The sequence below is a fragment of the Burkholderia sp. WP42 genome, assembly GCF_000745665.1.
GTDB classification, from domain to species: Bacteria; Pseudomonadota; Gammaproteobacteria; order Burkholderiales; family Burkholderiaceae; genus Burkholderia; species Burkholderia vietnamiensis.
Genome location: NZ_JQJT01000023.1, coordinates 25,821 through 51,085, shown reverse-complemented (window position 1 = coordinate 51,085; position 25,265 = coordinate 25,821). Strand labels below are relative to the sequence as shown.

22 protein-coding genes are annotated in these 25,265 nt (G+C 68.5%); 12 read left to right on the top strand and 10 right to left on the bottom strand.

Features of this window, described 5'->3' with window-relative positions:
• Positions 1-20: 20 nt before the first annotated feature.
• The 3 genes from EX20_RS15370 to purT all read right to left on the bottom strand — a co-directional run bounded on the left by EX20_RS15370 (position 21) and on the right by purT (position 1,926).
• Positions 21-413, bottom strand: a complete 393-nt coding sequence (locus tag EX20_RS15370) for an MliC family protein (protein WP_014723404.1) — start codon at positions 411-413, stop codon at positions 21-23.
• Between the two features lie 86 nt (positions 414-499).
• Positions 500-694: a DUF6726 family protein gene (locus EX20_RS15365; protein WP_011885603.1), complete on the bottom strand. Its 195-nt coding sequence runs from the start codon at positions 692-694 to the stop codon at positions 500-502.
• A 17-nt stretch (positions 695-711) separates the two neighbouring features.
• Positions 712-1,926, bottom strand: coding sequence for a formate-dependent phosphoribosylglycinamide formyltransferase (gene purT / locus EX20_RS15360; RefSeq protein ID WP_011885604.1), 1,215 nt, complete (start codon positions 1,924-1,926; stop codon positions 712-714).
• A 201-nt stretch (positions 1,927-2,127) separates the two neighbouring features.
• Between purT and EX20_RS15355 the strand changes: the two genes are divergently transcribed.
• Positions 2,128-2,670 carry an META domain-containing protein gene (locus EX20_RS15355; protein ID WP_034194037.1) on the top strand — a complete coding sequence of 181 codons (543 nt, stop codon included), beginning with the start codon at positions 2,128-2,130 and terminating at the stop codon, positions 2,668-2,670.
• Positions 2,671-3,334: 664 nt separating this feature from the next.
• Complete coding sequence (locus EX20_RS32900; RefSeq protein WP_414629612.1) at positions 3,335-7,648, top strand: DNA translocase FtsK; 4,314 nt, start codon at positions 3,335-3,337, stop codon at positions 7,646-7,648.
• Between the two features lie 131 nt (positions 7,649-7,779).
• Here the strand turns inward: EX20_RS32900 and EX20_RS15345 are convergent, their stop codons facing one another.
• Entirely contained in the window at positions 7,780-9,027 is a 1,248-nt protein-coding gene (locus tag EX20_RS15345) for a lactonase family protein (RefSeq protein WP_081054286.1), read from the bottom strand.
• Between the two features lie 165 nt (positions 9,028-9,192).
• On the opposite strand from EX20_RS15345, the gene EX20_RS15340 reads away from it, so the two are divergent.
• Positions 9,193-11,022 carry a glycoside hydrolase family 15 protein gene (locus tag EX20_RS15340; protein ID WP_011885608.1) on the top strand — a complete coding sequence of 610 codons (1,830 nt, stop codon included), beginning with the start codon at positions 9,193-9,195 and terminating at the stop codon, positions 11,020-11,022.
• A 232-nt stretch (positions 11,023-11,254) separates the two neighbouring features.
• Complete coding sequence (locus tag EX20_RS15335) at positions 11,255-12,784, top strand: polyhydroxyalkanoate depolymerase (protein WP_034194034.1); 1,530 nt, start codon at positions 11,255-11,257, stop codon at positions 12,782-12,784.
• A gap of 102 nt (positions 12,785-12,886) precedes the next feature.
• On the opposite strand, the gene EX20_RS15330 is transcribed toward EX20_RS15335, so the two are convergent.
• Positions 12,887-13,519 carry a TetR/AcrR family transcriptional regulator gene (locus EX20_RS15330; RefSeq protein ID WP_011885610.1) on the bottom strand — a complete coding sequence of 211 codons (633 nt, stop codon included), beginning with the start codon at positions 13,517-13,519 and terminating at the stop codon, positions 12,887-12,889.
• A gap of 157 nt (positions 13,520-13,676) precedes the next feature.
• Between EX20_RS15330 and rsxB the strand changes: the two genes are divergently transcribed.
• Positions 13,677-14,645 carry an electron transport complex subunit RsxB gene (gene rsxB / locus EX20_RS15325; protein WP_034194033.1) on the top strand — a complete coding sequence of 323 codons (969 nt, stop codon included), beginning with the start codon at positions 13,677-13,679 and terminating at the stop codon, positions 14,643-14,645.
• Entirely contained in the window at positions 14,642-15,286 is a 645-nt protein-coding gene (gene nth, locus EX20_RS15320) for an endonuclease III (protein ID WP_014723413.1), read from the top strand. The genes rsxB and nth overlap by 4 nt, the downstream gene beginning before the upstream one ends.
• A gap of 218 nt (positions 15,287-15,504) precedes the next feature.
• Here nth and EX20_RS15315 read toward each other — a convergent pair whose 3' ends face one another.
• The gene (locus EX20_RS15315; protein WP_034194032.1) at positions 15,505-16,434 is read right to left on the bottom strand and encodes a DMT family transporter; all 930 of its coding nucleotides are present in this window, start codon (positions 16,432-16,434) and stop codon (positions 15,505-15,507) included.
• Between the two features lie 135 nt (positions 16,435-16,569).
• On the opposite strand from EX20_RS15315, the gene EX20_RS15310 reads away from it, so the two are divergent.
• Positions 16,570-17,118, top strand: a complete 549-nt coding sequence (locus EX20_RS15310; protein ID WP_374702171.1) for a DUF1841 family protein — start codon at positions 16,570-16,572, stop codon at positions 17,116-17,118.
• A 97-nt stretch (positions 17,119-17,215) separates the two neighbouring features.
• Here the strand turns inward: EX20_RS15310 and EX20_RS15305 are convergent, their stop codons facing one another.
• The gene (locus EX20_RS15305; protein ID WP_011885615.1) at positions 17,216-17,575 is read right to left on the bottom strand and encodes a c-type cytochrome; all 360 of its coding nucleotides are present in this window, start codon (positions 17,573-17,575) and stop codon (positions 17,216-17,218) included.
• A gap of 40 nt (positions 17,576-17,615) precedes the next feature.
• Positions 17,616-17,975, bottom strand: coding sequence for a c-type cytochrome (locus tag EX20_RS15300; RefSeq protein ID WP_011885616.1), 360 nt, complete (start codon positions 17,973-17,975; stop codon positions 17,616-17,618).
• 245 nt (positions 17,976-18,220) lie between these two features.
• On the opposite strand from EX20_RS15300, the gene EX20_RS15295 reads away from it, so the two are divergent.
• From EX20_RS15295 to EX20_RS15275, 5 genes are all read left to right on the top strand, one after another.
• The gene (locus tag EX20_RS15295) at positions 18,221-19,063 is read left to right on the top strand and encodes an AAA family ATPase (protein WP_034194030.1); all 843 of its coding nucleotides are present in this window, start codon (positions 18,221-18,223) and stop codon (positions 19,061-19,063) included.
• A gap of 21 nt (positions 19,064-19,084) precedes the next feature.
• A complete protein-coding gene (locus EX20_RS15290; protein ID WP_011885618.1) occupies positions 19,085-20,260 on the top strand; it encodes a vWA domain-containing protein in 1,176 nt (391 codons plus the stop codon).
• Between the two features lie 56 nt (positions 20,261-20,316).
• A complete protein-coding gene (locus EX20_RS15285) occupies positions 20,317-21,528 on the top strand; it encodes a benzoate/H(+) symporter BenE family transporter (protein ID WP_034194029.1) in 1,212 nt (403 codons plus the stop codon).
• Positions 21,529-21,700: 172 nt separating this feature from the next.
• Positions 21,701-22,654 carry a transaldolase gene (gene tal / locus EX20_RS15280; protein ID WP_011885620.1) on the top strand — a complete coding sequence of 318 codons (954 nt, stop codon included), beginning with the start codon at positions 21,701-21,703 and terminating at the stop codon, positions 22,652-22,654.
• Positions 22,655-22,898: 244 nt separating this feature from the next.
• Complete coding sequence (locus tag EX20_RS15275; protein ID WP_011885621.1) at positions 22,899-23,354, top strand: VOC family protein; 456 nt, start codon at positions 22,899-22,901, stop codon at positions 23,352-23,354.
• A gap of 61 nt (positions 23,355-23,415) precedes the next feature.
• Here the strand turns inward: EX20_RS15275 and mctP are convergent, their stop codons facing one another.
• Both mctP and EX20_RS15265 read right to left on the bottom strand, forming a co-directional pair.
• Positions 23,416-24,966 (bottom strand): monocarboxylate uptake permease MctP, encoded by a 1,551-nt coding sequence (gene mctP, locus EX20_RS15270; RefSeq protein WP_034194028.1) that lies wholly within the window; start codon positions 24,964-24,966, stop codon positions 23,416-23,418.
• Positions 24,963-25,205, bottom strand: coding sequence for a DUF3311 domain-containing protein (locus EX20_RS15265; protein WP_011885623.1), 243 nt, complete (start codon positions 25,203-25,205; stop codon positions 24,963-24,965). Before EX20_RS15265 ends, mctP begins: the two co-directional genes overlap by 4 nt.
• Positions 25,206-25,265 lie beyond the last annotated feature (60 nt).

Genomic DNA, 25,265 nt, shown 5'->3' with positions numbered 1-25,265 from the left:
GACCAGCAACCCCGCACCGTTCAACCCTTCTTCTTTTTCTTCTTGTCGACCTGCACGCAGTCGCCGAGCATCGGCGCGGCATTCGGATCGGCGATCTCGTCGCGCAACGTCGCCTCCCTGCCCTTCGTCCACCAGGTATAGCGGCCGGCCTGATAGCGCACGCCCGACCCCGAGACGGTGTCGACGAACAGCATCTGCTGCCCGTTGACCGGCACGAGCGCGAAGCTCTGGCCGTTGCCGGCGCGCCAATACGACACGCGCAGCGGCTGCTTCTCGTTCGCGCACTGGTACACGGTCGGCTGGCGCGCATCGGCGTCGATCTCCTCGACGGTCAGTTGCGCCGCATGCGCAGCCGAAGCAGCGGAAACGGCGGCGCCGGCCAGCGCCAGCGCGACGAAGGTTTGGCGAATCATGCTGGTCCTTGGATGAGACGGTGAGAACGCACGCACGCGGCGTGCGCTGGTCGGAGACGACGCGTCGACGCCCGACGCCCGGGCCATCATGGATCGATGACGTCGGCGCATGCGTCGGTCGGCGCGGCAGCCACATGACCGACCAGCGGGACGATCTTCAGCCCGGCCGATGCGATCCGGCACGGCGCGGCCGCGACGCCGCAGCCGGCCAGGCTCGCCAGCAGCGCGAGCGCGGCGCCGAGCGTCGCGATCCGACCGAGCCGTGACAATCTGGATGCCATCGCGCGCTCCCGGACGGTCAGCGCGACGACACGGGCCGCACGGCCGCCGCCGCGCGCTTCGCGCGCTCGCGGGCTTCGTCGACGTTCGCCCCGGTCGCGAGCGCGACGCCCATGCGCCGCTTCACGAAGCTCTCGGGCTTGCCGAACAGGCGCAGGTCGGCGCCCGGCACGGCGAGCGCGTCGCGCACGCCTTCGAACGCGATGCCGCGCTCGTCGAGGCCGCCGTAGATCACCGCCGACGCAGCCGGCGAGCCGAGCGTCGGATCGACCGGCAGCCCGAGGATCGCGCGGGCGTGCAGCTCGAATTCCGACTGGCGTTGCGACGCGAGCGTGACGAGGCCCGTGTCGTGCGGCCGCGGGCTCACCTCGGAGAACCAGACGTCGTCGCCGCGCACGAACAGCTCGACGCCGAACAGCCCGCGCCCGCCGAGCGCCTCGGTCACCTTGTGCGCGATGTCGCGCGACTTCTGCAGCGCGGCCGCGCTCATCGGCTGCGGCTGCCACGATTCGACGTAGTCGCCCGCCACCTGCACGTGGCCGACCGGCTCGCAGAAGTAGGTGCGCGTCGCCAGCGTGGCCGGGTCGATCGCACGGACGGTCAGCTGCGTGATCTCGTAGTCGAAATCGATGAAGCCCTCGACGATCACGCGCCCGTGGTTCACGCGGCCGCCGGCCATCGCGTAGTCCCACGCGGCCTTCACGTCGGCCTCGCTGCGTACCACCGACTGCCCCTTGCCCGACGACGACATCACCGGCTTCACGACGCACGGCATCCCGATCTTCGCGACCGCTGCGCTGAAGGCGTCGAACGAATCGGCGAACGCGTACGGCGAGGTCGCGAGCCCGAGCTCCTCGGCGGCGAGCCGGCGGATGCCCTCGCGGTTCATCGTGAGCTGCGTCGCGCGCGCGGTGGGGATCACCTCGGCCAGGCCGGCCGCCTCGATGGCCGCGAGCGCGTCGGTCGCGATCGCCTCGATCTCGGGGACGATCAGATGCGGGCGCTCGGCCTCGACCAGCGCGCGCAGCGCAGCCGCGTCGGTCATGTCGATCACGTGGGCGCGATGCGCGACCTGATGGCCCGGCGCGTCCGGATAGCGGTCGACGGCGATGACTTCGACGCCGAGGCGCTGCAACGCGATGATGACTTCCTTGCCGAGTTCGCCCGCGCCGAGCAGCATGACGCGCGTGGCCGAAGGTGAAAGCGGCGTACCGAGCCGCTGACCGATCTGCATGTGATTTCCCGCTGGTTCTGTTGGAGGACGAAACGGCGTCGATGTTAACACGCGCACCGTCGGCGCTTCGGCCCGTTTCGTCGCCGCGTGGCCGGCCCGGGCGGGCGCGAACGTTTTCGCGCACGAAGTGTCGGCTCGCCTCGCGCGGGGCCGGTGCGTTACTCTTACGCCTTGATCAGAATCCGTAGAGGAACGAGGCTCATGTCCCACCTGTCCGCCGCCCGCGCACGCACCGGCCTGCTTCGCCCGTTGCGCGCGCCGCTCTGCGCGTTGACGCTTGCCACGCTTCTCGCCGCCTGTGCGATGCCGACCCACCCCGATTCCGCCGCCCCCGCGCCCGACCCGTACAATCCGGCCGCCGTCCAGCTGCTCGACGACACGAGTTGGGAACTCACGAGCTGGGCCGCCGCCGACGGCACGCCGCGCACGATTCCGCACGGCGACAACGGCGAGCCGATCAGGCTCGCGCTGTCGACCGAGTCGGGCGTGCGGCGCGCGAGCGGCTTTTCGGGCTGCAACCGCTATATGGGCACCTACGCGATCAAGAACGGGCTGCTCAGCTTCGGGCCGCTCGCCGGCACGCGCATGGCGTGTCCGAACGCGCTGGGCGGCCAGCTCGAGCATGCGTACCTCGATGCGCTCGCCCACGTGCAGAAGACCGGCGTGCGGATGCGCGAGCCGCAGCAATTGCAGATCGTGACCGAAGCCGGCGAGACGCTCACCTTCACGCGTCGGGGCGGCTGATGCGGCGCCCGAGCGCGGGCGGGCCATGCGCCGCCGCGTCGCGCGGCCTCGAATCCATGCGTCGCGCAGCCTGAACCGGCCTCGCCGTCTTCATGTTGCGCCGGCGCGCTGTCAGTCTCGTCAATCTCGTTCGTCGGCCGGTTAAACTCGGCGGATCGCGCACCGCGCCCCGCCCTTCTTCCTGTTTCATCAAAGCATGCACACGGTAGTCTTCGGCTGGTTCGGCATCTCCGCCGTCTGGTTCCTCCTTCTCTTCTGGCGTCTCGTTCAGGCGATGCTGCCCGGCGGCGGCCTCGCCGGCCGCGGCTCGATTCGCCTCTGGATCGGCTTCGCGGCGGTGTTCGTCGCGAGCTGCGCGCTGACGAGCCCGTTGTCCGGCCCGGACACCAACGCGCTCGGCCATGCGCTCTCCGCCGGCTTCGCCCACGTGCTCGGCCCGATCGGCACGCCGATCGCGATGGTCGTGCTGTTGCTCGCCGGCTTGCCGTGGCTGACCGGCATTCGCTGGCGCCAGTTCGCCGCGTGGGTCGACGCGTCGTTCGGCGTGAAGCTCGCGCGCGACGTCGCGGACGACGACGTGCGCAGCGTCGCCGACCTGCCGCGCGGCGCGCTGCATCGCGACGACGACATCGTGCAGCCGACGACCGCCCATACGGTCAATTCGATGGCGCCGCGCCAGAACGGGCGGTATTCGCGCCCGACGTTGTGGAAGCCCGATCCGCAGGCCCGGCCGAAACCGCGCAACAAGGCCGCGGCGCGCCCGCTAGCGGAGCCGGTCGCGCCGTCGGGATGGCTGAAGCCGACGCCGGCCAAGCGCATGCCGGCGCCGCCCGTCCCGGCTACGCCGAGCGCGATGCCGCCGCCGACGACCGGCAGCACCGCCAGCCTCGCGCGCGCCGCCGCGAACGCGCAGGGGCCGCGCCCGAATCCGGCGCCGCTGCCGGCCGGGTTCCAGCCGGTTCGACCGCAACCGACCGCCGCGCGGCCAGCTGCCGCTGCAGCCGCGACGGCAGCCGTGGCGGCGTCGAAGCAGCCGAGCGCGCCGCGCCCGGTTGGTGCGACGCCGCCGCGCACGGCAGCGCGTCCGGCGACGGGAGCCGCCGCCGGCCCGGCTGCTGACCCGGCACGGCGCCGCCCCGCGCCGCCGACGCCCGCCCGCGCACCGCTTTACGCGTGGGTGCAGCAGCCCGCAGAACCGATCACGCCGGCGCCGAGCGTTCACGACACGCTGCGCTCGATCGAAGCCAGCACCGCGCAGTGGGCGGCGCTGGATGGGGTGCGGCCGGGGAATGCGGCGGGTACGGCAGCAGCGGCTGGCAGTTCGGGGAGCGAGGCGACAGTCGCGGCGGTTGGTGCGGTTGGTGTGGCAGGCGGCGTGGTTGCGTCCGAGTCGGCCTCCGTTGCCGCGTCGGGCGCCCTCGCTTCGGATGAGCATCCGGTCGCCCCGCACGACGTCGGACGGGCGGATGCGCTCGCAACCGCATCTGCGTCCACATCGGCTCCCGCTGCTCCCGCTGCTTCCGCCGACAGCGAACCGATCGTGCTGGATGCGTTCATGCCATTAGGCTCAGGCGCGCACGCTCCCATCGTGGACATCAGCTCCTGGCTCGTCGATCAGCCAGCGCAGGACGCGCCGAAAGCGCCCGGCGTCGAAACGCACGCGCACGCAGGCCGTCCGGGCAGCGAACGCGAACATGCCGTCAACGGCGCTGCCGCGCCGGAATCCCATGCACCGATCGACGTTGCGCCCTGGGAAGACGTCGTCGACACGCCCAGTTCCGCATTGGATACGTCGCAGTCGCAACCGATTTCGGCACGCCAGGTGCAGGAAGGGATGGCGACTCGCGATGTCGACGGAGCGGGTTCGATCGCCGGTACGCCGTCGGCGAATGCGTCGGGTCGTGACGTCGACCGCGCGGGCGCTGGCAGCAGCGACGGGGCCCTCGCGCAACCAGCGGTTAGCGCCGATATCGCCCGATTCGTCGACGCGAACGACGGTATGGCAGGGACGCCCGAACCCGCGAAACAAATTGCGCACGGAGCGCTGAACGCATCTATGCCGGCTTCGCCGACTGCGGACGCGTCGGCGTCGCCTGCAGCGGCAGCGTCGTTGCAAGCGCCCGTCGCGCCGAGTCTGCCCGCATCGTTTGCAACGCCCGCGGCACCTGCGGCGTCGGCGTCGCCTGCAGCGGCAGCGTCGTCGCAAGCGCCCATCGCGCCGAGCCCGTCAGCGTCGCTGGAATCGGCCGCGGCGATGGCCGCATCGGCATCGCCTGCATCGGCAGTGTCCTCGGAAGCGCCCGTCGCGCCGAGTCTGCCCGCATCGTTTGCAACGCCCGCGTCGCCGATACCGTCCGCAGCATCCCCGGCACGCGCCAGCATGCCCGGAAGCCCGTACGAACCCGGCAGCCACACGCCCAACACCGCATCGACCGTCTCGACTGCCCCGCCCGCCACGGCAACGACTAGCGACACCGCCGCTTCCGCGGCGCGCGCGTTCGCATCGCCGATCGCACCGGCGACGCCTGCCCGCGCACCTTCGACCGATGCGTCGGCACAGTCCGCGATGCGCGCCGCCGAGCCGATGTCGGCCGTTGCGACCGCATCGCTCCCCGCCGCCCTCGGCTCGACGGTCTTGCATCCGACGGCAAACGTTCCCGTGACGCAGACGGCCGCATCGTTCTCGATGTCGACGGAGCGCGCAGCCACCGGCGCGTCGCCTGCATCGGCCACGGAGTCGGCATCCCACGCGAGCCGCACGCCAGACGCGCCGGCGGTCGATACACCGGCCGAGTCCGCCACGCAGACACATGCAACGCAAGCGCCAACCGCCAGCATCGCGCCGGCTCCGTCTGCGGGCGCACTTGCTGCCGTCGGTACGGCCACGCCCACGTTCGGGTCGACCGCTGCATTTGGCGGCACGTCGACGGCGAGCGGTACGCCCGCGTCAATGACATCTATGACGCCGACCGCAGCGATTGCGCCATTCGCGGCACCGCCGTCCTCGACTCAGGCAGCAGCGCCCACGTCATCCTTCACCGTTTCCCACGCGCCGCTCGACGCCGCGGCTCCGGATCGCGTGATCGCACCCACAACGACGCCGCAGGCTCATTCGTACACCGGCACGCCGGCGCCCGCTACTTCGTCGCCGACCAACCCGATGCCCGCAGCAACGATCGCGACATCGACGGCCGCGCCCGTCGGCGCCACACTGCCGACGCTCACCGCTGCATCGCTCCCCGGCGCCATGCTGGCCGGCACCGCGCCCGCGGCCGCCGCCGCCCAGCCTGCCGCTGCTACGGCAATGGCAGCAGTGCCCACACCGGCCACCGTCACCTTCGCCCAAGCCATAGCACCGACCGACGCACCCGCATCGTCCGCCGCAAACGCCGCCCCCGCGGAACCGGCCACGCCGCCCGACGCCGAAGCGGAAGCCGCGACCACCCCAACCCGCCCGCCGCGCCCTAACGCGTTCGAATTCCACGCGCCCGCGTCCTTCAACGTCGAGCTGCCGACGCTCGACCTGCTCGAGCCGGCATCGGACGACATCGAGCCCATCAGCGAAGAACACCTCGCGCAGACCGGCCAGGTAATCGAGCAGCGCCTGCAGGAGTTCAAGGTGCCGGTGACGGTCGTCGGCGCGTCGGCGGGCCCGGTGATCACGCGCTTCGAGATCGAACCCGCGCTCGGCGTGCGCGGCAGCCAGATCGTCGGCCTGATGAAGGACCTGTCGCGCGGGCTCGGCCTCACGTCGATCCGCGTCGTCGAGACGATTCCCGGCAAGACCTGCATGGGCCTCGAGCTGCCGAACGCGAAACGCCAGATGATCCGCCTGTCGGAGATTCTCGAATCGCGGCAGTACCAGCATTCGACGTCGCAGCTGACGATCGCGATGGGCAAGGACATCACCGGCCATCCGGTCGTCACCGATCTCGCTAAGGCGCCGCACATGCTGGTCGCCGGCACGACCGGCTCGGGCAAGTCGGTCGCGATCAACGCGATGATCCTGTCGCTGCTGTACAAGGCGACGCCGGAGGAAGTGCGGCTCATCATGATCGATCCGAAGATGCTCGAGCTGTCGGTCTATGAGGGCATCCCGCACCTGCTCGCGCCCGTCGTCACCGACATGAAGCTCGCGGCGAACGCGCTGAACTGGTGCGTCGGCGAAATGGAGAAGCGCTACCGGCTGATGTCGGCCGTCGGCGTGCGCAACCTCGCGGGCTTCAACCAGAAGATCCGCGACGCCGAGGCAAAGGAAAAGAAGATCGGCAACCCGTTCTCGCTGACGCCCGACGATCCGGAACCGCTGTCGACGCTGCCGCTGATCGTCGTCGTGATCGACGAGCTGGCCGACCTGATGATGGTCGCCGGCAAGAAGATCGAGGAGCTGATCGCCCGGCTCGCGCAGAAGGCGCGCGCGGCCGGCATCCATCTGATCCTCGCGACCCAGCGCCCGTCCGTCGACGTGATCACCGGCCTCATCAAGGCGAACATTCCGACGCGCGTCGCGTTTCAGGTGTCGTCGAAGATCGACTCGCGCACGATCCTCGACCAGATGGGCGCCGAATCGCTGCTCGGCCAGGGCGACATGCTGTTCCTGCCGCCGGGCACCGGCTACCCGCAGCGCGTGCACGGCGCGTTCGTCGCCGACGAGGAAGTGCACCGCATCGTCGAATACCTGAAGCAGTTCGGCGAGCCGCAGTACGAGGAAGGTATCCTCGACGGTCCCGCGGCCGACGGCGCGACGCAGGACCTGTTCGGCGATGCGCCCGACGCGGAAGCCGATCCGCTCTACGACGAAGCCGTCGCGTTCGTCGTGCGCACGCGGCGCGCGTCGATCTCGTCGGTGCAGCGCCAGCTGCGCATCGGCTACAACCGCGCCGCGCGTCTCGTCGAACAGATGGAAGCGGCCGGCCTCGTGTCGCCGATGGGGATCAACGGCAGCCGCGAGGTGCTCGTGCCGGCCGCCGCCGACTGAGCGAAACGGGGCGAAGAACGGGGCGAAGCCGAGCGCACCGGCGGGCCGCGGCCCGCACCGCGACGCCAGTCCACAAACGCAAAGGGCGCTGCCGACCTGATCGGCAGCGCCCTTTTTACATCGCCTGCGCGTTATTGCTCGACCGGCACCAGCTTGAAGTCGACCGGGCTACCGACCGCGACCTTCTGCGGATTCGGCCCGAGCTGCCCGCTCTCGACATCGCGGCTGAACACGTAGAACGTGTCGCTGTCCTGGTTGCCGACGATCAGCCACTTGCCGCTCGGATCGATCAGGAATTCGCGCGGCGTCTTGCCGAGGCTCGACTGGCGGCCGACCGTCTTGAGCCGGCCGTCGGCCTGGTTCACCGCGTAGATCACGACGTCGTTGGCGTCGCCGCGATTGCTCGCGTAGACGAAGCGGCCGTCCGGCGACACGTGGATCGCGCCGCCGCCCACCTTGCCCTTGAAGCCCGGCGCGCTCATCGGCAGCGTCTGGACCGGCGTGAGCTTGCCGTCGTGATAGCCGAACACCTCGACCGACGCGTTCAGCTCGCTCGTCACGTACGCGAACCGGCCGTCCGCGCCGAACACCATGTGGCGCGGCCCCGAGCCCGGCTTCACCGGCGTGTAGCGCGTGTCGGTCGGACTGATCAGCCCGCGGCTGCCGTCGACCGTGTAGCGGTAGCCGTAGATCTTGTCGGCGCCGAGGTCCTGCACGAACAGATAACGCCCATCGGGCGAGAACACCGTCGAATGCACGTGCGCGCCGTCCTGCCGCCCCTTCACGGGGCCGGTGCCTTCGTGGTGCACGGTCAACACGGCCGTGCCGACCGCGCCGCCGTCGCGCACCGGGAATACGGCGAAGCTGCCGCCCGGATCGGCCGCGACCGAGTAGTTGGCAGTCACGACGTACTTGCCGTCCGGCGACAGCGCCAGATAGCACGGGTCGTTCCCTTCCGACGACACGCGATCGATGAAGGTGAGCGTGCCGGTCTTCGGATCGAAGCCGAACGCGCTGATGCCGCCGCGCTGCGTGGCCGGCCCGTTGTCGCCGGGCAGCTCGTTGACCGCATACACGGTGCGGCCGTCGCGGCTCGGCAACAGATACGACGGATTCACCGTCTTGGCCGACGACACGGGCGCGACGCTGCCCGTCTTCGTATCGAAGCGGTACACGTAGATGCCTTCGCTGCCGTGACCCGTATAGGTGCCGACGAGCAGGTTGTAGACGCCGTCGGCGGCGGCCGGCGCCTGCTGCGCGAACGCGTGGGTCGCGGACAGCGACAGCACGAGTGCGAAACCTTTCATCCAGTGAGCGAGCCTAAGCGGGGACCCTCGTGTCGCAGCGCGTGCGTCATGCTCGCGTAAACGGTTGGGCATTCAATCCTCCTTGCATCGAGTCGCTTCAAGTGTTGAGATAGGACGAAACGCCTGCCGTTCACGCGCTCCGCCGCCCGGCCGAGTATACGGGGCGCGGCGCCCGAACGCGAAGCGCGAGCGCCGCTGCCTGCATTGTGAACTCGAATATCCAAGGACCGCTTGCCCATGCCCGCCCTGATCGAAGACTACGCCCTCGTCGGCGACGGCCACACCGCTGCCCTGATTTCACGAGACGGCTCCGTCGACTGGCTGTGCTGGCCCCGCTTCGATTCGGGCGCCTGCTTCGCGGCGCTGGTCGGCACGCCCGAGCATGGCCGCTGGCTGCTCGCGCCGGCCGCCGACGCCGCGATCACGCACACGACACGCCGCTATCGCGGCGACACGCTGATCCTCGAAACCGACTACGAAAGCGCGGACGGCGCCGTCACCGTGGTCGACTTCATGCCGCCCGGCAACGGCTGGTCGGAGCTGGTACGGATCGTCATCGGCCGGCACGGCACGATGAAGATGCGCATGGAGCTCGTGTTGCGCTTCGACTACGGTTTCTCGATTCCGTGGGTCACGCAGCTGTCCCGCGAGAACGGCATGAAAGCAATCGCCGGTCCCGATACGGTCGTGCTGCGCACGCCCGTGCCGCTCACCGGCCGCAACCTGCATACGCTCGCGGAATTCACGGTCAGCGCCGACGAGCGCATCCCGTTCTCGCTCGGCTATGCGGCGTCGCATCTGCGGCTGCCGCCCGCACGCGACCCGCTGTCGATGCTCGCCCGCACCGAGAATTACTGGCTCGAATGGTCGGGCCGCTGCCAGGTGCAGGGCCGCTATGCGGCCGCCGTGCGCCGCTCGCTGCTCACGCTGAAGGCGCTCGCCTACGAGCCGACCGGCGGCATCGTCGCCGCGCCGACCACGTCGCTGCCCGAGAAGATCGGCGGCAACCGCAACTGGGACTACCGCTATTGCTGGCTGCGCGACGCGACGATCACGCTGCTCGCGCTGATGCGCGGCGGCTACTACGACGAGGCGCGTGCGTGGCGCTCCTGGCTCGGCCGCGTGATGGCCGGCTCGCCCGAACAGATCCAGATCATGTACGGGATCGCCGGCGAGCGCCGGCTCCCCGAAATGGAGCTCGACTGGCTGCCCGGCTATCAGAATTCGAAGCCGGTGCGGGTCGGCAACGGTGCCGCGAACCAGCTGCAGCTCGACGTGTTCGGCGAGGTGATGGCCGCGCTGCATTTGGCGCGCGTGGGCGGCCTGCAGGCCGACGACACCGTCTGGTCCGTGCAGTGCGCGCTGCTCGACCACCTCGAGAAAATCTGGCAGGAGCCCGACGAAGGCATCTGGGAAACGCGCGGCGGCCGCCGCCATTTCACATTCTCGAAGGTGATGGCGTGGGTCGCGTTCGATCGCGCGATCAAGTCGGCCGAAATGTTCCGTCTGCCCGGCTCGCTCGACCGCTGGCGCGCACTGCGCGACCGCATCCACGCCGACGTCTGCGACAACGCGTGGCATGAAGGCAAACAGGCGTTTGCGCAGAGCTACGGCAGCGACGAGCTCGACGCGAGCGTGCTGCTGATGCCGCTCATGGGCTTCCTGCCGCCGGAAGATCCGCGCATCGTCGGCACGGTCGAGGCGATCGAACGGGAATTGCTGCACGACGGACTCGTGATGCGCTACCGCACGACCGAATACGACGACGGGCTGCCGCCCGGCGAAGGCACGTTTCTGGCATGCAGTTTCTGGCTGGTCGACAACTACGCGCTGCTCGGCCGGATCGACGATGCGCACCGGCTGTTCAGCCGGCTGCTGGCGCTGTCGAACGACCTCGGCCTGCTCGCCGAGGAATACGACCCCGTCGACGGCCGGCTCGTCGGCAACTTCCCGCAGGCGTTCTCGCACGTGGCGCTGGTGCACACCGCGATGAACCTGATGCACCACGAAGATGCGATGGCGCGCGCGGCCGGCCAGCCCGCGCCGGCCGTGGCGACCGGGCGCTGAAGGGGATGCTGGCGGGCGCCGACGGGCCGGGCGGCGGCTTGTTCAGAGATCGTCAATTCACAAAAATTTGATGAAAAATCAGGGAAATGTTGCATTGCGGCACGAAGGGTTGTCCGATATGATCGATTCGATTGTCCGGCCGCAGCGCAACATGGCCGGGCGCTGATCCACACGGCACGCCGCGACGCTCACGCCGCCCCTGCGCACCGTCCCCCACGCGGGAGTAGTCTGCATGCTTTATCAACTGCACGAATTCCAGCGGGCCATGCTGAGCCCGCTCACGGCCTGGGCCCAGGCCGCATCGAAATCCTTTGCGAACCCGTCGAGCCCGTTCTCGCTGATGCCCGGCGCGCCGCGGATGGCGGCCGCGTACGAGTTGCTGTACCGGCTCGGCAAGGATTACGAGAAGCCCGAATTCAACATTCACCAGATCGTCAAGGACGGCCACAACATCCCGATCGTCGAGCAGACGATCATCGAGAAGCCGTTCTGCAGGCTGCTGCGCTTCAAGCGCTATGCGGACGACGCCGACGCCGTCACGCAGCTGAAGGACGAACCGGTCGTGCTGGTCTGCGCGCCGCTGTCGGGCCACCACTCCACACTGCTGCGCGACACCGTGCGCACGCTGCTGCAGGATCACAAGGTGTACATCACCGACTGGATCGACGCGCGGATGGTGCCGGTCGAGGTCGGCCCGTTCCATCTGCACGATTACATCGCGTACATCCAGGAGTTCATCCGCCACATCGGCGCGCGCAACGTGCACGTGATCTCCGTGTGCCAGCCGACGGTGCCGGTGCTCGCGGCGATCTCGCTGATGGCGAGTCGCGGCGAGGACACGCCGCTCACGATGACGATGATGGGCGGCCCGATCGACGCGCGCCGCAGCCCGACGTCGGTGAACTCGCTGGCGACGCAGCATTCGACCGCATGGTTCGAGAACAACGTGATCCACACGGTGCCCGCGAACTATCCGGGCGAAGGCCGCCACGTGTATCCGGGCTTCCTGCAGCATACGGGCTTCGTCGCGATGAACCCGGAACGTCACGCGCAATCGCACTGGGACTTCTATCAGAGCCTGCTGCGCGGCGACGAGGACGACGCCGAAGCGCACCGCCAGTTCTACGACGAGTACAACGCGGTGCTCGACATGGCTGCCGAGTATTACCTCGAGACGATCCGCGTCGTGTTCCAGGAATTCCGGCTCGCCGAAGGCACGTGGGACGTCGAAGGCGAGCGCGTGCGCCCGCAGGACATCAAGCACACGGCGCTGATGACGATCGAGGGCGAACTCGACGACATCTCGGGCAGCGGCCAGACCCACGTCGCGCACGAGCTGTGCATGGGCATTCCGCAGGACGACCGCCGCAGCCTGACCGCCGAGAAATGCGGCCATTACGGGATCTTCTCGGGCCGCCGCTGGCGCACGATCATCTATCCGCAGTTGCGCGACTTCATTCGCGAGCACGCTCCCGAGCCGAAACACGGCGCGACGAAGACGCCCGGCAACGCGCCGGTAGAATCGACCGCAGCAACCGGAACGACCGGAACGACCGCAGCGCCGCTCGCCGCCGTGCCCGCCGACAAGCCCCAGCCCGAAACGGCGACGCGCACGACGGCCGCCGCCGCGAAACGCTCGCGCCCGAAGACACCGGCTGCGACCGTCGCCCCGGCCAAGACGGCAGCCGCGAAGGCCGCACCGGGCGCGAAGCGGGCGGCCGGCACGCGCGCCAAGTCGGTTCGCGCGCGCAAGGCCGCCTGACGCGCGACGCGCGCCGACGCAAAAACGCCGCCGATGCTTCATGCACGGCGGCGTTTTTCTTTACACGGGTCGAGCGCAGCGACGCGGCCCGCGAGCACCGCATCAGCGGCGCAGCAAATAGGCGAGCAGCACTTCGGTGTTCATCCTGACCATCTCGGCGCGCTCGTCGGTGTCGCTGAAATCGCGGCCGAGCGTCGCCGCGAGCGTGAAGCGGTTCGACACGATGTAGTAGCCGAGCCCCGACAGCGTCACGTAAAAGCGCAGCGGATCGACGTCGTTGCGGAACAGCCCGGCCTTCTGGCCGCGCGTCAGCACGTTGCCGAGCGTCGCGACGATCGGCGACATCATCTCGCGGATGCGCGTCGACTTGTGCAGGTAGCGCGCTTCGTGCAGGTTTTCGTTGTTGATGAGGCGCAGCAGTTCCGGATGGTCGCGGTAGTAATCCCACACGAAATGCGCGAGCCGCGTGACGGCTTCCACCGGTGCGACGCCATCGAGATCGAGCACGCGCTCGGCGTCCGTGAGCGCGGAGAACGCGTGTTCGAGCACAGCGGTGAACAGCTGCTCCTTGCTGCCGAAGTAGTAATAGAGCATGCGCTCGTTGGTCTCGGCGCGACGCGCGATCTGGTCGACGCGCGCGCCGAACAGCCCTCCAGTCGCGAACTCTTCGGCCGCCGCCATCAGGATGCGACGGCGTGTACCTTCAGGATCTCTTTTGATTTTTGGCTGATTCATGGTGGCGTTTTGCTATGTGAGCCGCGTGATCCGGACCGGCACCCCCACCGCCTCGGTGCCGGCGCAACCTGGAACGGTCGCACCGCGGGCGGCCGCCCTCCTGCTGAGCCCCTGCAAAAAAGCGGTTCGATTATGCGCACAGAGCGCGTCCAGCGCAATGCGGGAAATCGGCGATAATCAAGGTTTGGCAAACCTTTCCGGCCGCGCCGCACGCGGCCGAAAGCCATTCGGCGCTGCCGCGCCCGTTGTCACCGTGACCGATTCCAAGACCCTCGCGGATCGCCTCGAAGATCTGCTCCCCCAGACGCAATGCACGAAGTGCGGCTATGACGGCTGCCGCCCATACGCGGAAGCGATCGCCGCCGGCAACGCGAACTACAACCAGTGTCCGCCGGGCGGCGCCGAAGGCATCGCGCGCCTGGCGAGCCTGCTCGGCAAGCCGGTGATTCCATTGAATCCGGTGAACGGCGCCGAGCATCCGCGCGCCATCGCATTCATCGACGAAAGCCTGTGCATCGGCTGCACGCTGTGCCTGCAGGCGTGCCCGGTCGACGCGATCATCGGCGCGCCGAAGCAGATGCACACGATCATCGAGCCGCTCTGCACCGGCTGCGACCTGTGCGTGGCGCCCTGCCCGGTCGACTGCATCGCGATGGTACCCGTGACCGGCGATCGCACGGGCTGGGACGCATGGTCGCAGGAGCAGGCTGATGCCGCGCGCGCGCGGCACGATCGCCGGCTCGCCCGCCAGCGCCGCGAACGCGAAGCCGCCGAAGCGCGTGCGGCGGCCCGGCGCGCGGCGAGCGCCGGCGCAGCGAAGGCGGCGGCCGCCGAAGCAGCGCCGGGCACAGCAGCCGAGGACGCCGACGCGAAGAAACGCGCGATCATCGCCGCCGCCCTCGAACGCGCACGCCAGAAGAAGGAAGCGCTGGCCGAGCAAGGCGCGGCGCCGAAGAACACCGAACACGTCAGCGCGGCCGTGCAGGCGCAGATCGATGCGGCGGAAGCCCGCCGCAAGCGGCTCGCCGAGCAGCACGCGCAGCGCGACGGCGAAGCGGCGGCGCCCGACGCACAACACGACGACCGGAACGGCGCGTCCGCGCCGCCTGACAAGAACCGTCCATGAACGCCACGAAACGACGCGCGATCTACGAAACGCTGCAAAGCCTGAATCCGCATCCGACCACCGAGCTTGAATACACGACGCCGTTCGAGCTGCTGATCGCCGTGATGCTGTCCGCGCAGGCGACCGACGTGTCGGTCAACAAGGCGATGCGCAAGATGTTCCCGGTTGCGAACACCCCGCGACAAATCGTCGCGCTTGGCGAGGAAGGCGTGGCCGACTACATCAAGACGATCGGCCTGTACCGCACCAAGGCGAAGAACGTGGTCGCCACCTGCCATATCCTGCTCGAGCGCTACGGCGGCGAAGTGCCGGCCGATCGCGAGGCGCTCGAGAGCCTGCCGGGCGTCGGCCGCAAAACCGCCAACGTCGTGCTGAACACCGCGTTCGGCCAGCCGACGATCGCGGTCGACACGCACATCTTCCGCGTCGCGAATCGCACGGGCCTGGCGCCCGGCAAGGACGTGCGGGCCGTCGAAGCCGCGCTCGAGAAATTCACGCCGAAGGAATTCCTGCACGACGCGCATCACTGGCTGATCCTGCACGGACGCTATGTGTGCAAGGCGCGCCGGCCCGAATGCTGGCACTGCGCGATCGAGCCGCTGTGCGAGTTCCGGCCGAAGACGCCGCCGCCTAGCGAGTGAACGTCGGCGGCCGGCCGGTCGTACCGGCCGGCTGTGCATCACGGCATTGAACGCGGTGCGGCACGCGTGTCGCGAGGTGCGGTGTCGGGCGCTGTCGGGCGCTGTCGTGCCGAGTCGTTCTGGGCCGTGCCGTGTTGCACCGTGCCGTATCGCGACATCTCGCGCCATGCCATACCACGCCGCCCCCACCCGCACCACCGCCGCCCTTCCGCCCCCCGCTACGCGTTGGACGTCGCCGTCGTATCGTCGACCGCCGCGCCGCCCGCACGCACGAGCGCCAGCACGGCCGCGAGAATCGCGAGGCCGCCGACCCACTGCAGCGGCGACAACGCCTCGCCGAACAGCAGCGCCGCGAGCGCGACCGTCACGACCGGCTCGAGCGTCGACAGCATCGACGTGCGCGCGGCGCCGAGCCGCTCGAGGCCGGCGAAGAACGCCAGCATCGCGGCGACCGTCGAGACCAGCGCGATCGCCAGCATCGACGCCCAGCCGCCGGCCGTCGCTGGCCAGCGCGGCGGCGCGCCGAACGCCGCTGTCCGCACGACAGCGATTGCGACGAGCGTCGCGGTGGCCGACAGGCAGATGATCGCGGTGGTCGCGAGCGGATCGACGCCGCGCGTCGCCTTCGTGCCGCCGACGATGTACAGCGAATAGATCACCGCGGCCGCCAGCGCGAGCGCGATGCCGAGCGGTTCGCCGTGCCCGCCGCCGACCATCAGCGCCGAGCCGGCCACGCACAGCACGAGCGCGACGGCCTTCGCACGCGTCAGGCGCTCGCCGAGCCACCATGCTGCGAGCAGCGTGACGAAGGCCGGGTACAGATAGAGCAGCAACGCGACGAGGCTCGCCTGCGCATGCTGAAGCGCGCTGAAATAGCAGAACGACTGCCCGACGTAGCCGAGCGCGCCCATCGCGACGAGCGGCGCGAGCCTGCGCCCGCGCGGCCACGCGACGCGCCGCCGCCGCGCGATCGCCGCGAGGATCGCGCCGCCGATGGCGAAGCGCACGATCAGCAGACCGAGCACGTCGACGCCGGCCGCATACGCATAGCGGCCGAAGATCGCCATCGCGCCGAACGCGGCGGCGGACAGCGCGACATAGAACGCGCCTCGCAGCGCGGCGGACGATGAACGGGCGGTGGCGGACATGATGGAGCGCAACGAGCGCGACGACGGCGATCGACGGAGTCTAGCGGTCCGGCGTCCGCAAGCCTAGCCCCCGCTCATCCGTTGCGAGGCGCGCGGCCAACGCGGCCTGCGCACCCAATCGCGGCCGCCCGCCGCATCCCGCAACGCGCGTTCCGCTCGCGCCCAACCGCCCGCCAGCACCGCTCGCCGACCCGGCGTACAATGCGCGACGCGGCATCAGGCCGTCCGAATCACGACGTCTCCCCGATCATGTTCAATCCGAGTCGCGACGAAGTCCGTCGCTTTTTCACCGAAACCTGGCGCAAGCAGCGCGCAGGCGAGATCCTGACGCCGCTGGAAGCGATGGCCGCCGACTGGATCGTCGAACACCCCGAATACCACGACGAGCTCGCGGACGCCGACGGCGCCGCCGCGCGCAACTACACGCCCGAGGAAGGTCGCACGAACCCGTTCCTGCACCTGTCGATGCACCTCGCGATCAGCGAGCAGCTATCGATCGACCAGCCGCCCGGCATCCGCGCCGCGCACGACAAGCTGGCCGCGAAGCTCGACTCGACGCACGAAGCGCAGCACACGATCATGGAATGTCTCGGTGAGACGATCTGGGAAGCGCAGCGCACCGGCACGCCGCCGGACACCGACGCCTATCTGCAACGCATCCTGCGCCGCGCGTCGCGCGACTGACCGCGGGCCGCAGCGCGATCGCCGGCCGCCGCGCGGACAAAAAAATACCCCGCCGCCGCGGGGTATTTCGCTGCACGGGCCGCTCGGCCCGGCACACTTACTTCTTGAAGACGAGATCGGTTTCTTTCAGCGACTCGATGTAGGCGGCGATGTCCTTCATGTCGCTCACCGACAGGTTCTGCACCTGCGCCTGCATGATCGCGTTGTTGCGGCCGAGCAGCGGGTTCGTCAGCCCCATCTGGTACTGGCGCATCGCCCACACGAGGTAGTCGGCGTGCTGGCCCGCGAGGCGCGGATATTCGGCGTTGATCGGCTTGTTCAGTTGCGCGCCGTGGCAGGCCGCGCAGTTGTGCGACTCGACCAGTTCCTTGCCCTTCGTCGTGTCCGCCGCATGCGCGGTACCGATCGCGAGGCCGGCCGCCAGTGCCACCGCCGCCGTCTTGAATGCGTTGTTCATGAATGCTCCTGTCCCGCCGGTCTGATCGGCGGCGCGCGCTTTACTTGTAGGGATTGTCCTTCGTGTCGGCCTTCTGGGCGGCATAGTAGGCCGCCAGATCCGCGATGTCCTGATCCGTCAGCGAACCGGCGATCGCATTCATCGACGGGAAGTGACGATCCTTCTTGCGGTAGGCCTTCAGCGCGTTCTCGAGATATTGCTGGTTCTGGCCGCCGAGGACGGGCACCCGGTAGACCTCCGGGTACGCCGCGCGGTAATCCTGGATGCCGTGGCAACCGATGCACATGGCGGCCTTGCTCGCCCCGTCCTTCGGGTTGCCGACCACACCGGCCGCCTGCGCGCTGCCCGCGAGCGCCACGAGCGCCGCGACAACGACGTGTTTGCCGACGAATTTGTTCATAGCTCTTGTAACCTAGCTTGAGGGGAAACTGGCGCCGAAGCGGCAACGGCCCGCGCCGTTTTGCTTATCGGTCGCCACGCAGGCCAAAAAAAACGGCCAGATTGTACCGCGTCGGCGGGGAATGCGTCCACACGGCGCCCGCGCCCGGCCCGCCGCAGCCCCGGCAACGATACGCGGGAGCGCGCCAACCGGACAGCCCTTCTGACTTATACTGGGTTTTTTTGAGACCAGAAAAGAGCGCCGCCATGCGTTTCGAAGGATCCTCGCACTACGTCGCCACCGACGACCTGAAGCTCGCGGTCAACGCCGCACTGACGCTGCAGCGCCCGCTGCTGATCAAGGGCGAACCCGGCACCGGCAAGACGATGCTCGCCGAGGAAGTGGCCGCCGCGCTCGACATGCCGCTGCTGCAGTGGCACATCAAGTCGACCACCAAAGCGCAGCAGGGCCTGTACGAATACGACGCCGTCTCGCGCCTGCGCGACTCGCAGCTCGGCGACGAACGCGTGAAGGACATCGCGAACTACATCGTGAAAGGCGTGCTGTGGCAGGCGTTCGACGCCGAGCGCCCGAGCGTGCTGCTGATCGACGAGATCGACAAGGCCGACATCGAATTCCCGAACGACCTGCTGCGCGAGCTCGACCGCATGGAGTTCCACGTGTACGAGACGCGCGAGACGGTGCGCGCGAAGCACCGCCCGCTCGTGATCATCACGTCGAACAACGAGAAGGAATTGCCCGACGCGTTCCTGCGCCGCTGCTTCTTCCACTACATCCAGTTTCCCGATGCGTCGACGATGCAGAAGATCGTCGCGGTCCACTTCCCGAACATCCGCGAGGAGCTGCTGCAGGCCGCGCTGCAGAGTTTCTTCGAATTGCGCAGCGTGTCGGGCCTCAAGAAGAAGCCGTCGACGTCCGAGCTGCTCGACTGGCTGAAGCTGCTGCTCGCCGAGAACATCCCCGCCGACGCGCTGCGCGGCGCCGACGCGAAGCAGATCGTCCCGCCGCTCGCCGGCGCGCTGCTGAAGAACGAGCAGGATCTGAGCCTGCTCGAGCGGCTCGTCTACATGAACCGGCACAACCGGTAACCCACGCGCGAAGGCCCGGCCATGCTGCTCAATTTCTTCTACGCGCTGCGCGCAGCCAAGCTGCCCGTCTCGGTGAAGGAATACCTGACGCTGCTCGAAGCGCTGAAGGCCGGCCTGATCTCGCCGTCGATCGACGCGTTCTACTTCCTCGCGCGGATGACGCTCGTGAAGGACGAGCAGTACTTCGACAAGTTCGACCAGGCGTTCGGCGCGTATTTCCACGGCGTGTCCGCGCTGCCGTCCGACGCGTTCGACATCCCGCTCGACTGGCTCGAGAAGCGCCTCGAGCGCGAGCTGTCGCCGGACGAGAAGGCGCAGATCGAAGCGATGGGCGGGCTCGACAAGCTGATGGCGCGCCTGAAGGCGCTGCTCGACGAGCAGAAGGAGCGCCACGAAGGCGGCAACAAGTGGATCGGCACCGGCGGCACCTCGCCGTTCGGCCACGGCGGCTACAACCCCGAAGGGATCCGCATCGGCGGCCCGTCGAACGGCAACCGCACCGCGGTCAAGGTGTGGGAGGCGCGCGCGTATCGCGACTACGACGACTCGGTGGAGATCGGCACGCGCAACATCAAGGTCGCGCTGCGCCGCCTGCGCCGCTTCGCGCGCGAAGGCGCGGCCGAGGAGCTCGACCTGCCCGGCACGATCCGCAGCACGGCCGCGAACGCCGGCTGGCTCGATCTGCGGATGGTGCCCGAGCGCCACAACAACGTGAAGGTGCTGATGCTGCTCGACGTCGGCGGCTCGATGGACGACCACATCAAGCGCACCGAAGAACTGTTCTCGGCTGCGAAGGCCGAGTTCAAGCACCTCGAGTTCTACTATTTCCACAACTGCGTGTACGACCACCTGTGGAAGAACAATCGCCGGCGCCAGTCGGAGCGCACCGCGACGTGGGACGTGCTGCACAAGTTCACGCCCGACTACAAGCTGATCTTCGTCGGCGACGCGACGATGAGCCCGTACGAAGTGCTGCAGCCCGGCGGCTCGGTCGAATACAACAACCCGGAGGCCGGCGCCGTGTGGCTGCGCCGCTTCGCCGACCAGTTCCCCCACCATGCATGGCTGAACCCGGAGCCCGAGCGGCTATGGGAATACCGGCAGTCGATCGCGATCATTCGCGACGTGCTCGGCCAGCGCATGTATCCGCTCACGCTCGCGGGCCTCGAAACCGCGATGCGCACGCTCAGCAAATAACGAACCCACCCAGCAGACCCGCAGGCCGCACGCGCGGCCTCCCCCTCGGAGATAGCATGAATCCCTCGCCCACCGCGAGCGCAGGCCGCGCCGGCGGCCGCCGCTTTTTCGCCGATACGTCGGTGTCGGCGCTCGTCGCCGGCTTCGTCGCGATGATGACCGGCTACACGAGCTCGCTCGTGCTGATGTTCCAGGCCGGCCGCGCCGCGCACCTCACCGATGCGCAAATCTCGTCGTGGATCTGGGCGCTGTCGATCGGCATGGCGCTCACGACCATCGGGCTGTCGCTGCGGTTTCGCGCGCCGGTCGTCGTCGCGTGGTCGACGCCGGGCGCCGCGCTGCTGATCGCGTCGCTGCCCGGCGTGCCGTATCCCGAAGCGATCGGCGCGTTCGTCGTCTGCGCGCTGCTGCTGACGGCCGTCGGCGTGAGCGGGCTGTTCGATACGCTGATGAAGCGCATTCCGGCCGGCATCGCGGCCGCGTTGCTCGCCGGCATCCTGTTCGAGATCGGCATCGAGATCTTCCGCGCGGCCCAGTTCCAGACCGCGCTCGTGCTCGCGATGTTCTTCACCTACCTGATCGTCAAGCGCGCCGCGCCGCGCTACGCGATCGTCACGACGCTGATCGTCGGCACCGCGGTGGCCGGCGGCCTCGGCCTGCTCGACTTCAGCCGCTTCCACATCGCGCTCGCGCAGCCGGTGTTCACGATGCCGGCGTTCTCGATCGCGTCGATCGTCAGCATCGGCATTCCCCTGTTCGTCGTTGCGATGGCGTCGCAGAACGTGCCGGGCATCGCGGTGCTGCGCGCGGACGGCTATGCGACGCCGTCGTCGCCGCTGATCGCGACGACCGGGCTCGCCTCGCTGCTGCTCGCGCCGTTCGGCTCGCACGGCGTGAACCTCGCGGCGATCACGGCCGCGATCTGCACCGGCCCCGAAGCGCACGAGGATCACGCGAAGCGTTACACGGCCGCCGTCTGGTGCGGCACCTTCTATCTGATCGCCGGCGTGTTCGGCGCGACGATCGCCGCGCTGTTCGCGGCGCTGCCGAAGGCGCTGGTCGTGTCGGTCGCAGCGCTCGCGCTGTTCGGCTCGATCATGAGCGGGCTCGCGAACGCGATGCAGGACGTGAAGCAGCGCGAAGCAGCGCTCGTCACGTTCATGGTGACCGCGTCGGGCCTCACGCTGCTGTCGATCGGATCGGCGTTCTGGGGGCTCGTGGCCGGGATCGTCACGCAAGTGATCCTGAACGCGCGACGCTCCGCATAACCGCGCGCACGGCGCCGCCTCGTGCCGGCCGAGCGGCGCGCCATCACGTGCGCGACGCGAATCGGGCCTAGAATAGTGGATCGCAGGCGGCGCCCCGCGCCGTCTCGCTTCGCTGCCGCGCTCGCGCGGCCCGTGAGAACCCAGGCGCCTTGCGCCCTCCTCCCGAATCGCCATGACTACCGCACTCGACCAGCTGAAGCAGTACACGACCGTCGTCGCCGACACGGGCGATTTCCAGCAGCTCGCGCAATACAAGCCGCAGGACGCGACCACGAACCCGTCGCTGATCCTGAAGGCCGTCCAGAAGGACGCGTACAAGCCGATTCTCGAGAAAACCGTCCGCGATCACCGCAACGAAAGCACCGATTTCATCATCGATCGCCTGCTGATCGCATTCGGCACCGAGATCCTGAAGCTGATCCCGGGCCGCGTGTCGACCGAAGTCGACGCGCGCCTGTCGTTCGACACGCAGCGCTCGATCGACAAGGGCCGCGAGCTCATCAAGCTGTACGAAGCAGCCGGCATCGGCCGCGAACGCATCCTGATCAAGCTCGCCTCGACCTGGGAAGGCATCCGCGCGGCGCAGGTGCTGCAGCAGGAAGGGATCAAGTGCAACATGACCCTGCTTTTCTCGCTGGTGCAGGCCGCCGCGTGCGCCGAAGCGGGCGCGCAGCTGATCTCGCCGTTCGTCGGCCGCATCTACGACTGGTACAAGAAGCAGGCCGGCGCCGACTGGGACGAAGCGAAGGACGGCGGCGCGAACGATCCGGGCGTGCAGTCCGTGCGCCGCATCTACACCTACTACAAGACGTTCGGATACCACACCGAGGTGATGGGCGCGAGCTTCCGCACGACGAGCCAGATCATCGAGCTGGCCGGCTGCGATCTGCTGACCATCAGCCCCGACCTGCTGCAGAAGCTGCAGGACAGCAACGATCCGGTCGAGCGCAAGCTGTCGCCCGACGCGCTGCACGACAAGCCCACCGAACGCGTCGCGATCGACGAAGCGTCGTTCCGCTTCCAGCTGAACGACGACGCGATGGCGACGGAAAAACTTGCCGAAGGCATCCGCGTATTCGCCGCCGATGCGGTCAAGCTCGAGAAACTGATCGCTGCGCTGCGCTGAGCCTGGCGGCGCGCGAGCGCGGCGGGCAAGCATGCCGCCGCACTGGCAGCAGCCGTCACCATGCGTGCCCGACGGCCGCGAACTGCATGTTCGCGGCCGTTTTTATTTTTCGTTCGATCTCCGGGCCCGCGCACTACAATCCACGTCACGAGTGCGCCGGCCGCATCCCGGCGCGCCGTTTCGGTCAATCGTCGCAGCACCCGGCGCGGCGCCGACATGCCGCTCCGGTCAACAGGAGACAACGATGCAGGTCCAACCGTATCTGACGTTCTATGGCCGTGCGGAAGAAGCCCTTCAGTTCTACGAACGGGCGCTTGGCGCGAAGACGATGTTCAAGATGCACTTCAAGGATGCGCCCCCGAACCCCGATTTCCCGATGTCGCCGGAGATGGCCGACAAGGTGATGCATGCCAGTTTCACGATCGGCGACTCGATGATCATGTGCTCGGACGGCGACTGCAGCCAGCCGGGCGGCGGCGCGCACGCCGGCTATTCGCTGTCGCTGAACCCGGCGACGGTCGAAGACGGCCAGAAGCTGTTCGACGCGCTCGCCGACGGCGGCGAAGTGACGATGCCGTTCGGCAAGACGTTCTGGGCGCTCGGCTTCGGGATGGCGAAGGATCGTTTCGGCGTGCACTGGATGGTCAACGTCGAGGACCTGTCGCAGCGCGACGACCTCGCGAAGCACGCGCAAGCCTGACGCAAATGACAACGCCCGCCGCTGCGCAGCGGCGGGCGTCCTTCCTGCGGGGCAGCCGGCTTCAGCTCTCGATCACGTCGAGATAGTCTTCGGGCCGCGTGCGATCCTCCGCATGCGCGACGCCCAGCGCGCGCACCAGCACGCTCACCACCACCGACACGACCAGGTTCACGACCAGCGACCACACCGCCGCATAGCCGGGAATCGCGAGACCGAACAGATGGATGGTGAAGATCGAGCTCGCCAGCTTCAGCGAGATCGCCATCCACGTCCCGCACACGATGCCTGCCGCCCAGCCGGCCAGCAGCCCGCGATGGTCGAGCACGCGCGTGTACAGGCCGAGCACGATCGCCGGCAGCGTCTGGATGATCCAGATCCCGCCGAGCAGCTGCAGCTGGATCGCATACGTGAGCGGCAGCCCGAGGATGAACGCGACCGCGCCGACCTTCACGATCAGCGACACGAGCTTCGCGACGTTCGTCTCCTGGTGGTGCGTCATGTTGCGGTTCACGAACTCGCGGTGGATGTTGCGCGTGTAGAGGTTCGCGGCCGCGATCGACATGATCGCCGCCGGCACCAGCGCGCCGATGCCGATCGCCGCGAACGCGACGCCGACGAACCACGACGGGAAGTAGTTGAGGAACAGCGCGGGCACCGCGAAGTTCGGGCCGAACGCCTTGAAGTACGGCGCGTACTGCGGCATGTCCTTCACGCCGGAGGCGAGCGCCATGTAGCCGAGCAGCGCGAGCAGGCCGAGCACGAACGAATACGCGGGCAGCATCGCCATGTTGCGGCGAATCGTGTTGCCCGACGACGACGACAGGATCGCCGTGACCGAATGCGGATACAGGAACAACGCGAGCGCGGAGCCGATCGCGAGCGTCGCGTAGGCGCTGTAGCCGTTCAGGCTCGTCGCGTCCGGCGCCTTGAGCAGCAGCTTGGCCGGCGGCACCGTCGCGAAGATGTGCCCGAAGCCGCCGAGCTTGGCCGGGATCACGATGATCGCCGCGGCGATCGTGATGTAGATCAGGATGTCCTTCACGATCGCGATCATCGCCGGCGCGCGCAGCCCCGACGTGTAGGTGTACGCGGCGAGGATCGCGAACGCGATGATCAGCGGCAGGTCGCCGACGAAGCCGGTGGTGTCGAAGCCGAGCGCGCCGATCACCACTTCGATGCCGACCAGCTGCAGCGCGATGTACGGCATGGTCGCGACGATGCCCGTCACCGCGATCGCGAGCGCGAGCATCCGGCTGCCGTAGCGGGCGTGGACGAAATCGGCCGCGGTCACGTAGCCGTGGCGCTTCGCGATGCTCCACAGCTTCGGGAACACGACGAACGCGAACGGATAGATCAGGATCGTGTACGGCAACGCGAAGAAGCCCATCGCGCCGGCGCCGAACACGAGCGCGGGCACCGCGACGAACGTGTAGGCCGTATAGAGGTCGCCGCCGAGCAGGAACCACGTGACGATCGTGCCAAAGCGGCGGCCGCCGAGGCCCCATTCGTCGAGATGGGCGAGATCGCCGCGCCGCCAGTTCGCGGCGAGAAAGCCGAGGATGGTGACGCCGATGAACAGCAGGACGAAGACGAAGGTGGCGCCGAGGTTCATTGCGCACCTCCCTGCGAGCCGCCGGCCTTCCATGCGTGCTTGGTCTTCCGGTACACGAACGCGGTGATCACCGCGCTAATGAACACCCACAGCAGCTGGTACCAGTAGAAGAACGGAAACCCGAACCATTGCGGTTCGATCTTGCTGTACGACGGCACCCAGACCATCGCGATCAGCGGCAGCACCAGCAGCCAGAGCCAGCGCTTCGCGGCCCGATTGGCGTCGGCATCGTGAGCCATGACGTCTCCTCATCATTCCCGGTTATCGATCTTGTTGAGCGGGTACGGCGGCGAGAGGAG

What these genes read in the sequence shown, in the direction of transcription:
- EX20_RS15265 (WP_011885623.1), bottom strand. Translation starts at nt 25,205, where the DNA reads ATGGCTCACGATGCCGACGCCAATCGGGCCGCGAAGCGCTGGCTCTGG.
- rsxB (WP_034194033.1), top strand. Translation starts at nt 13,677, where the DNA reads ATGCGGGAAATCGGCGATAATCAAGGTTTGGCAAACCTTTCCGGCCGC.
- EX20_RS15365 (WP_011885603.1), bottom strand. Translation starts at nt 694, where the DNA reads ATGGCATCCAGATTGTCACGGCTCGGTCGGATCGCGACGCTCGGCGCC.
- EX20_RS15345 (WP_081054286.1), bottom strand. Translation starts at nt 9,027, where the DNA reads ATGCCCAACCGTTTACGCGAGCATGACGCACGCGCTGCGACACGAGGG.
- purT (WP_011885604.1), bottom strand. Translation starts at nt 1,926, where the DNA reads ATGCAGATCGGTCAGCGGCTCGGTACGCCGCTTTCACCTTCGGCCACG.
- EX20_RS15340 (WP_011885608.1), top strand. Translation starts at nt 9,193, where the DNA reads ATGCCCGCCCTGATCGAAGACTACGCCCTCGTCGGCGACGGCCACACC.
- EX20_RS15275 (WP_011885621.1), top strand. Translation starts at nt 22,899, where the DNA reads ATGCAGGTCCAACCGTATCTGACGTTCTATGGCCGTGCGGAAGAAGCC.
- EX20_RS15315 (WP_034194032.1), bottom strand. Translation starts at nt 16,434, where the DNA reads ATGTCCGCCACCGCCCGTTCATCGTCCGCCGCGCTGCGAGGCGCGTTC.
- EX20_RS15295 (WP_034194030.1), top strand. Translation starts at nt 18,221, where the DNA reads ATGCGTTTCGAAGGATCCTCGCACTACGTCGCCACCGACGACCTGAAG.
- EX20_RS15305 (WP_011885615.1), bottom strand. Translation starts at nt 17,575, where the DNA reads ATGAACAACGCATTCAAGACGGCGGCGGTGGCACTGGCGGCCGGCCTC.
- EX20_RS15290 (WP_011885618.1), top strand. Translation starts at nt 19,085, where the DNA reads ATGCTGCTCAATTTCTTCTACGCGCTGCGCGCAGCCAAGCTGCCCGTC.
- EX20_RS15355 (WP_034194037.1), top strand. Translation starts at nt 2,128, where the DNA reads ATGTCCCACCTGTCCGCCGCCCGCGCACGCACCGGCCTGCTTCGCCCG.
- EX20_RS32900 (WP_414629612.1), top strand. Translation starts at nt 3,335, where the DNA reads ATGGCGCCGCGCCAGAACGGGCGGTATTCGCGCCCGACGTTGTGGAAG.
- EX20_RS15300 (WP_011885616.1), bottom strand. Translation starts at nt 17,975, where the DNA reads ATGAACAAATTCGTCGGCAAACACGTCGTTGTCGCGGCGCTCGTGGCG.
- tal (WP_011885620.1), top strand. Translation starts at nt 21,701, where the DNA reads ATGACTACCGCACTCGACCAGCTGAAGCAGTACACGACCGTCGTCGCC.
- nth (WP_014723413.1), top strand. Translation starts at nt 14,642, where the DNA reads ATGAACGCCACGAAACGACGCGCGATCTACGAAACGCTGCAAAGCCTG.
- EX20_RS15370 (WP_014723404.1), bottom strand. Translation starts at nt 413, where the DNA reads ATGATTCGCCAAACCTTCGTCGCGCTGGCGCTGGCCGGCGCCGCCGTT.
- EX20_RS15285 (WP_034194029.1), top strand. Translation starts at nt 20,317, where the DNA reads ATGAATCCCTCGCCCACCGCGAGCGCAGGCCGCGCCGGCGGCCGCCGC.
- mctP (WP_034194028.1), bottom strand. Translation starts at nt 24,966, where the DNA reads ATGAACCTCGGCGCCACCTTCGTCTTCGTCCTGCTGTTCATCGGCGTC.
- EX20_RS15335 (WP_034194034.1), top strand. Translation starts at nt 11,255, where the DNA reads ATGCTTTATCAACTGCACGAATTCCAGCGGGCCATGCTGAGCCCGCTC.
- EX20_RS15330 (WP_011885610.1), bottom strand. Translation starts at nt 13,519, where the DNA reads ATGAATCAGCCAAAAATCAAAAGAGATCCTGAAGGTACACGCCGTCGC.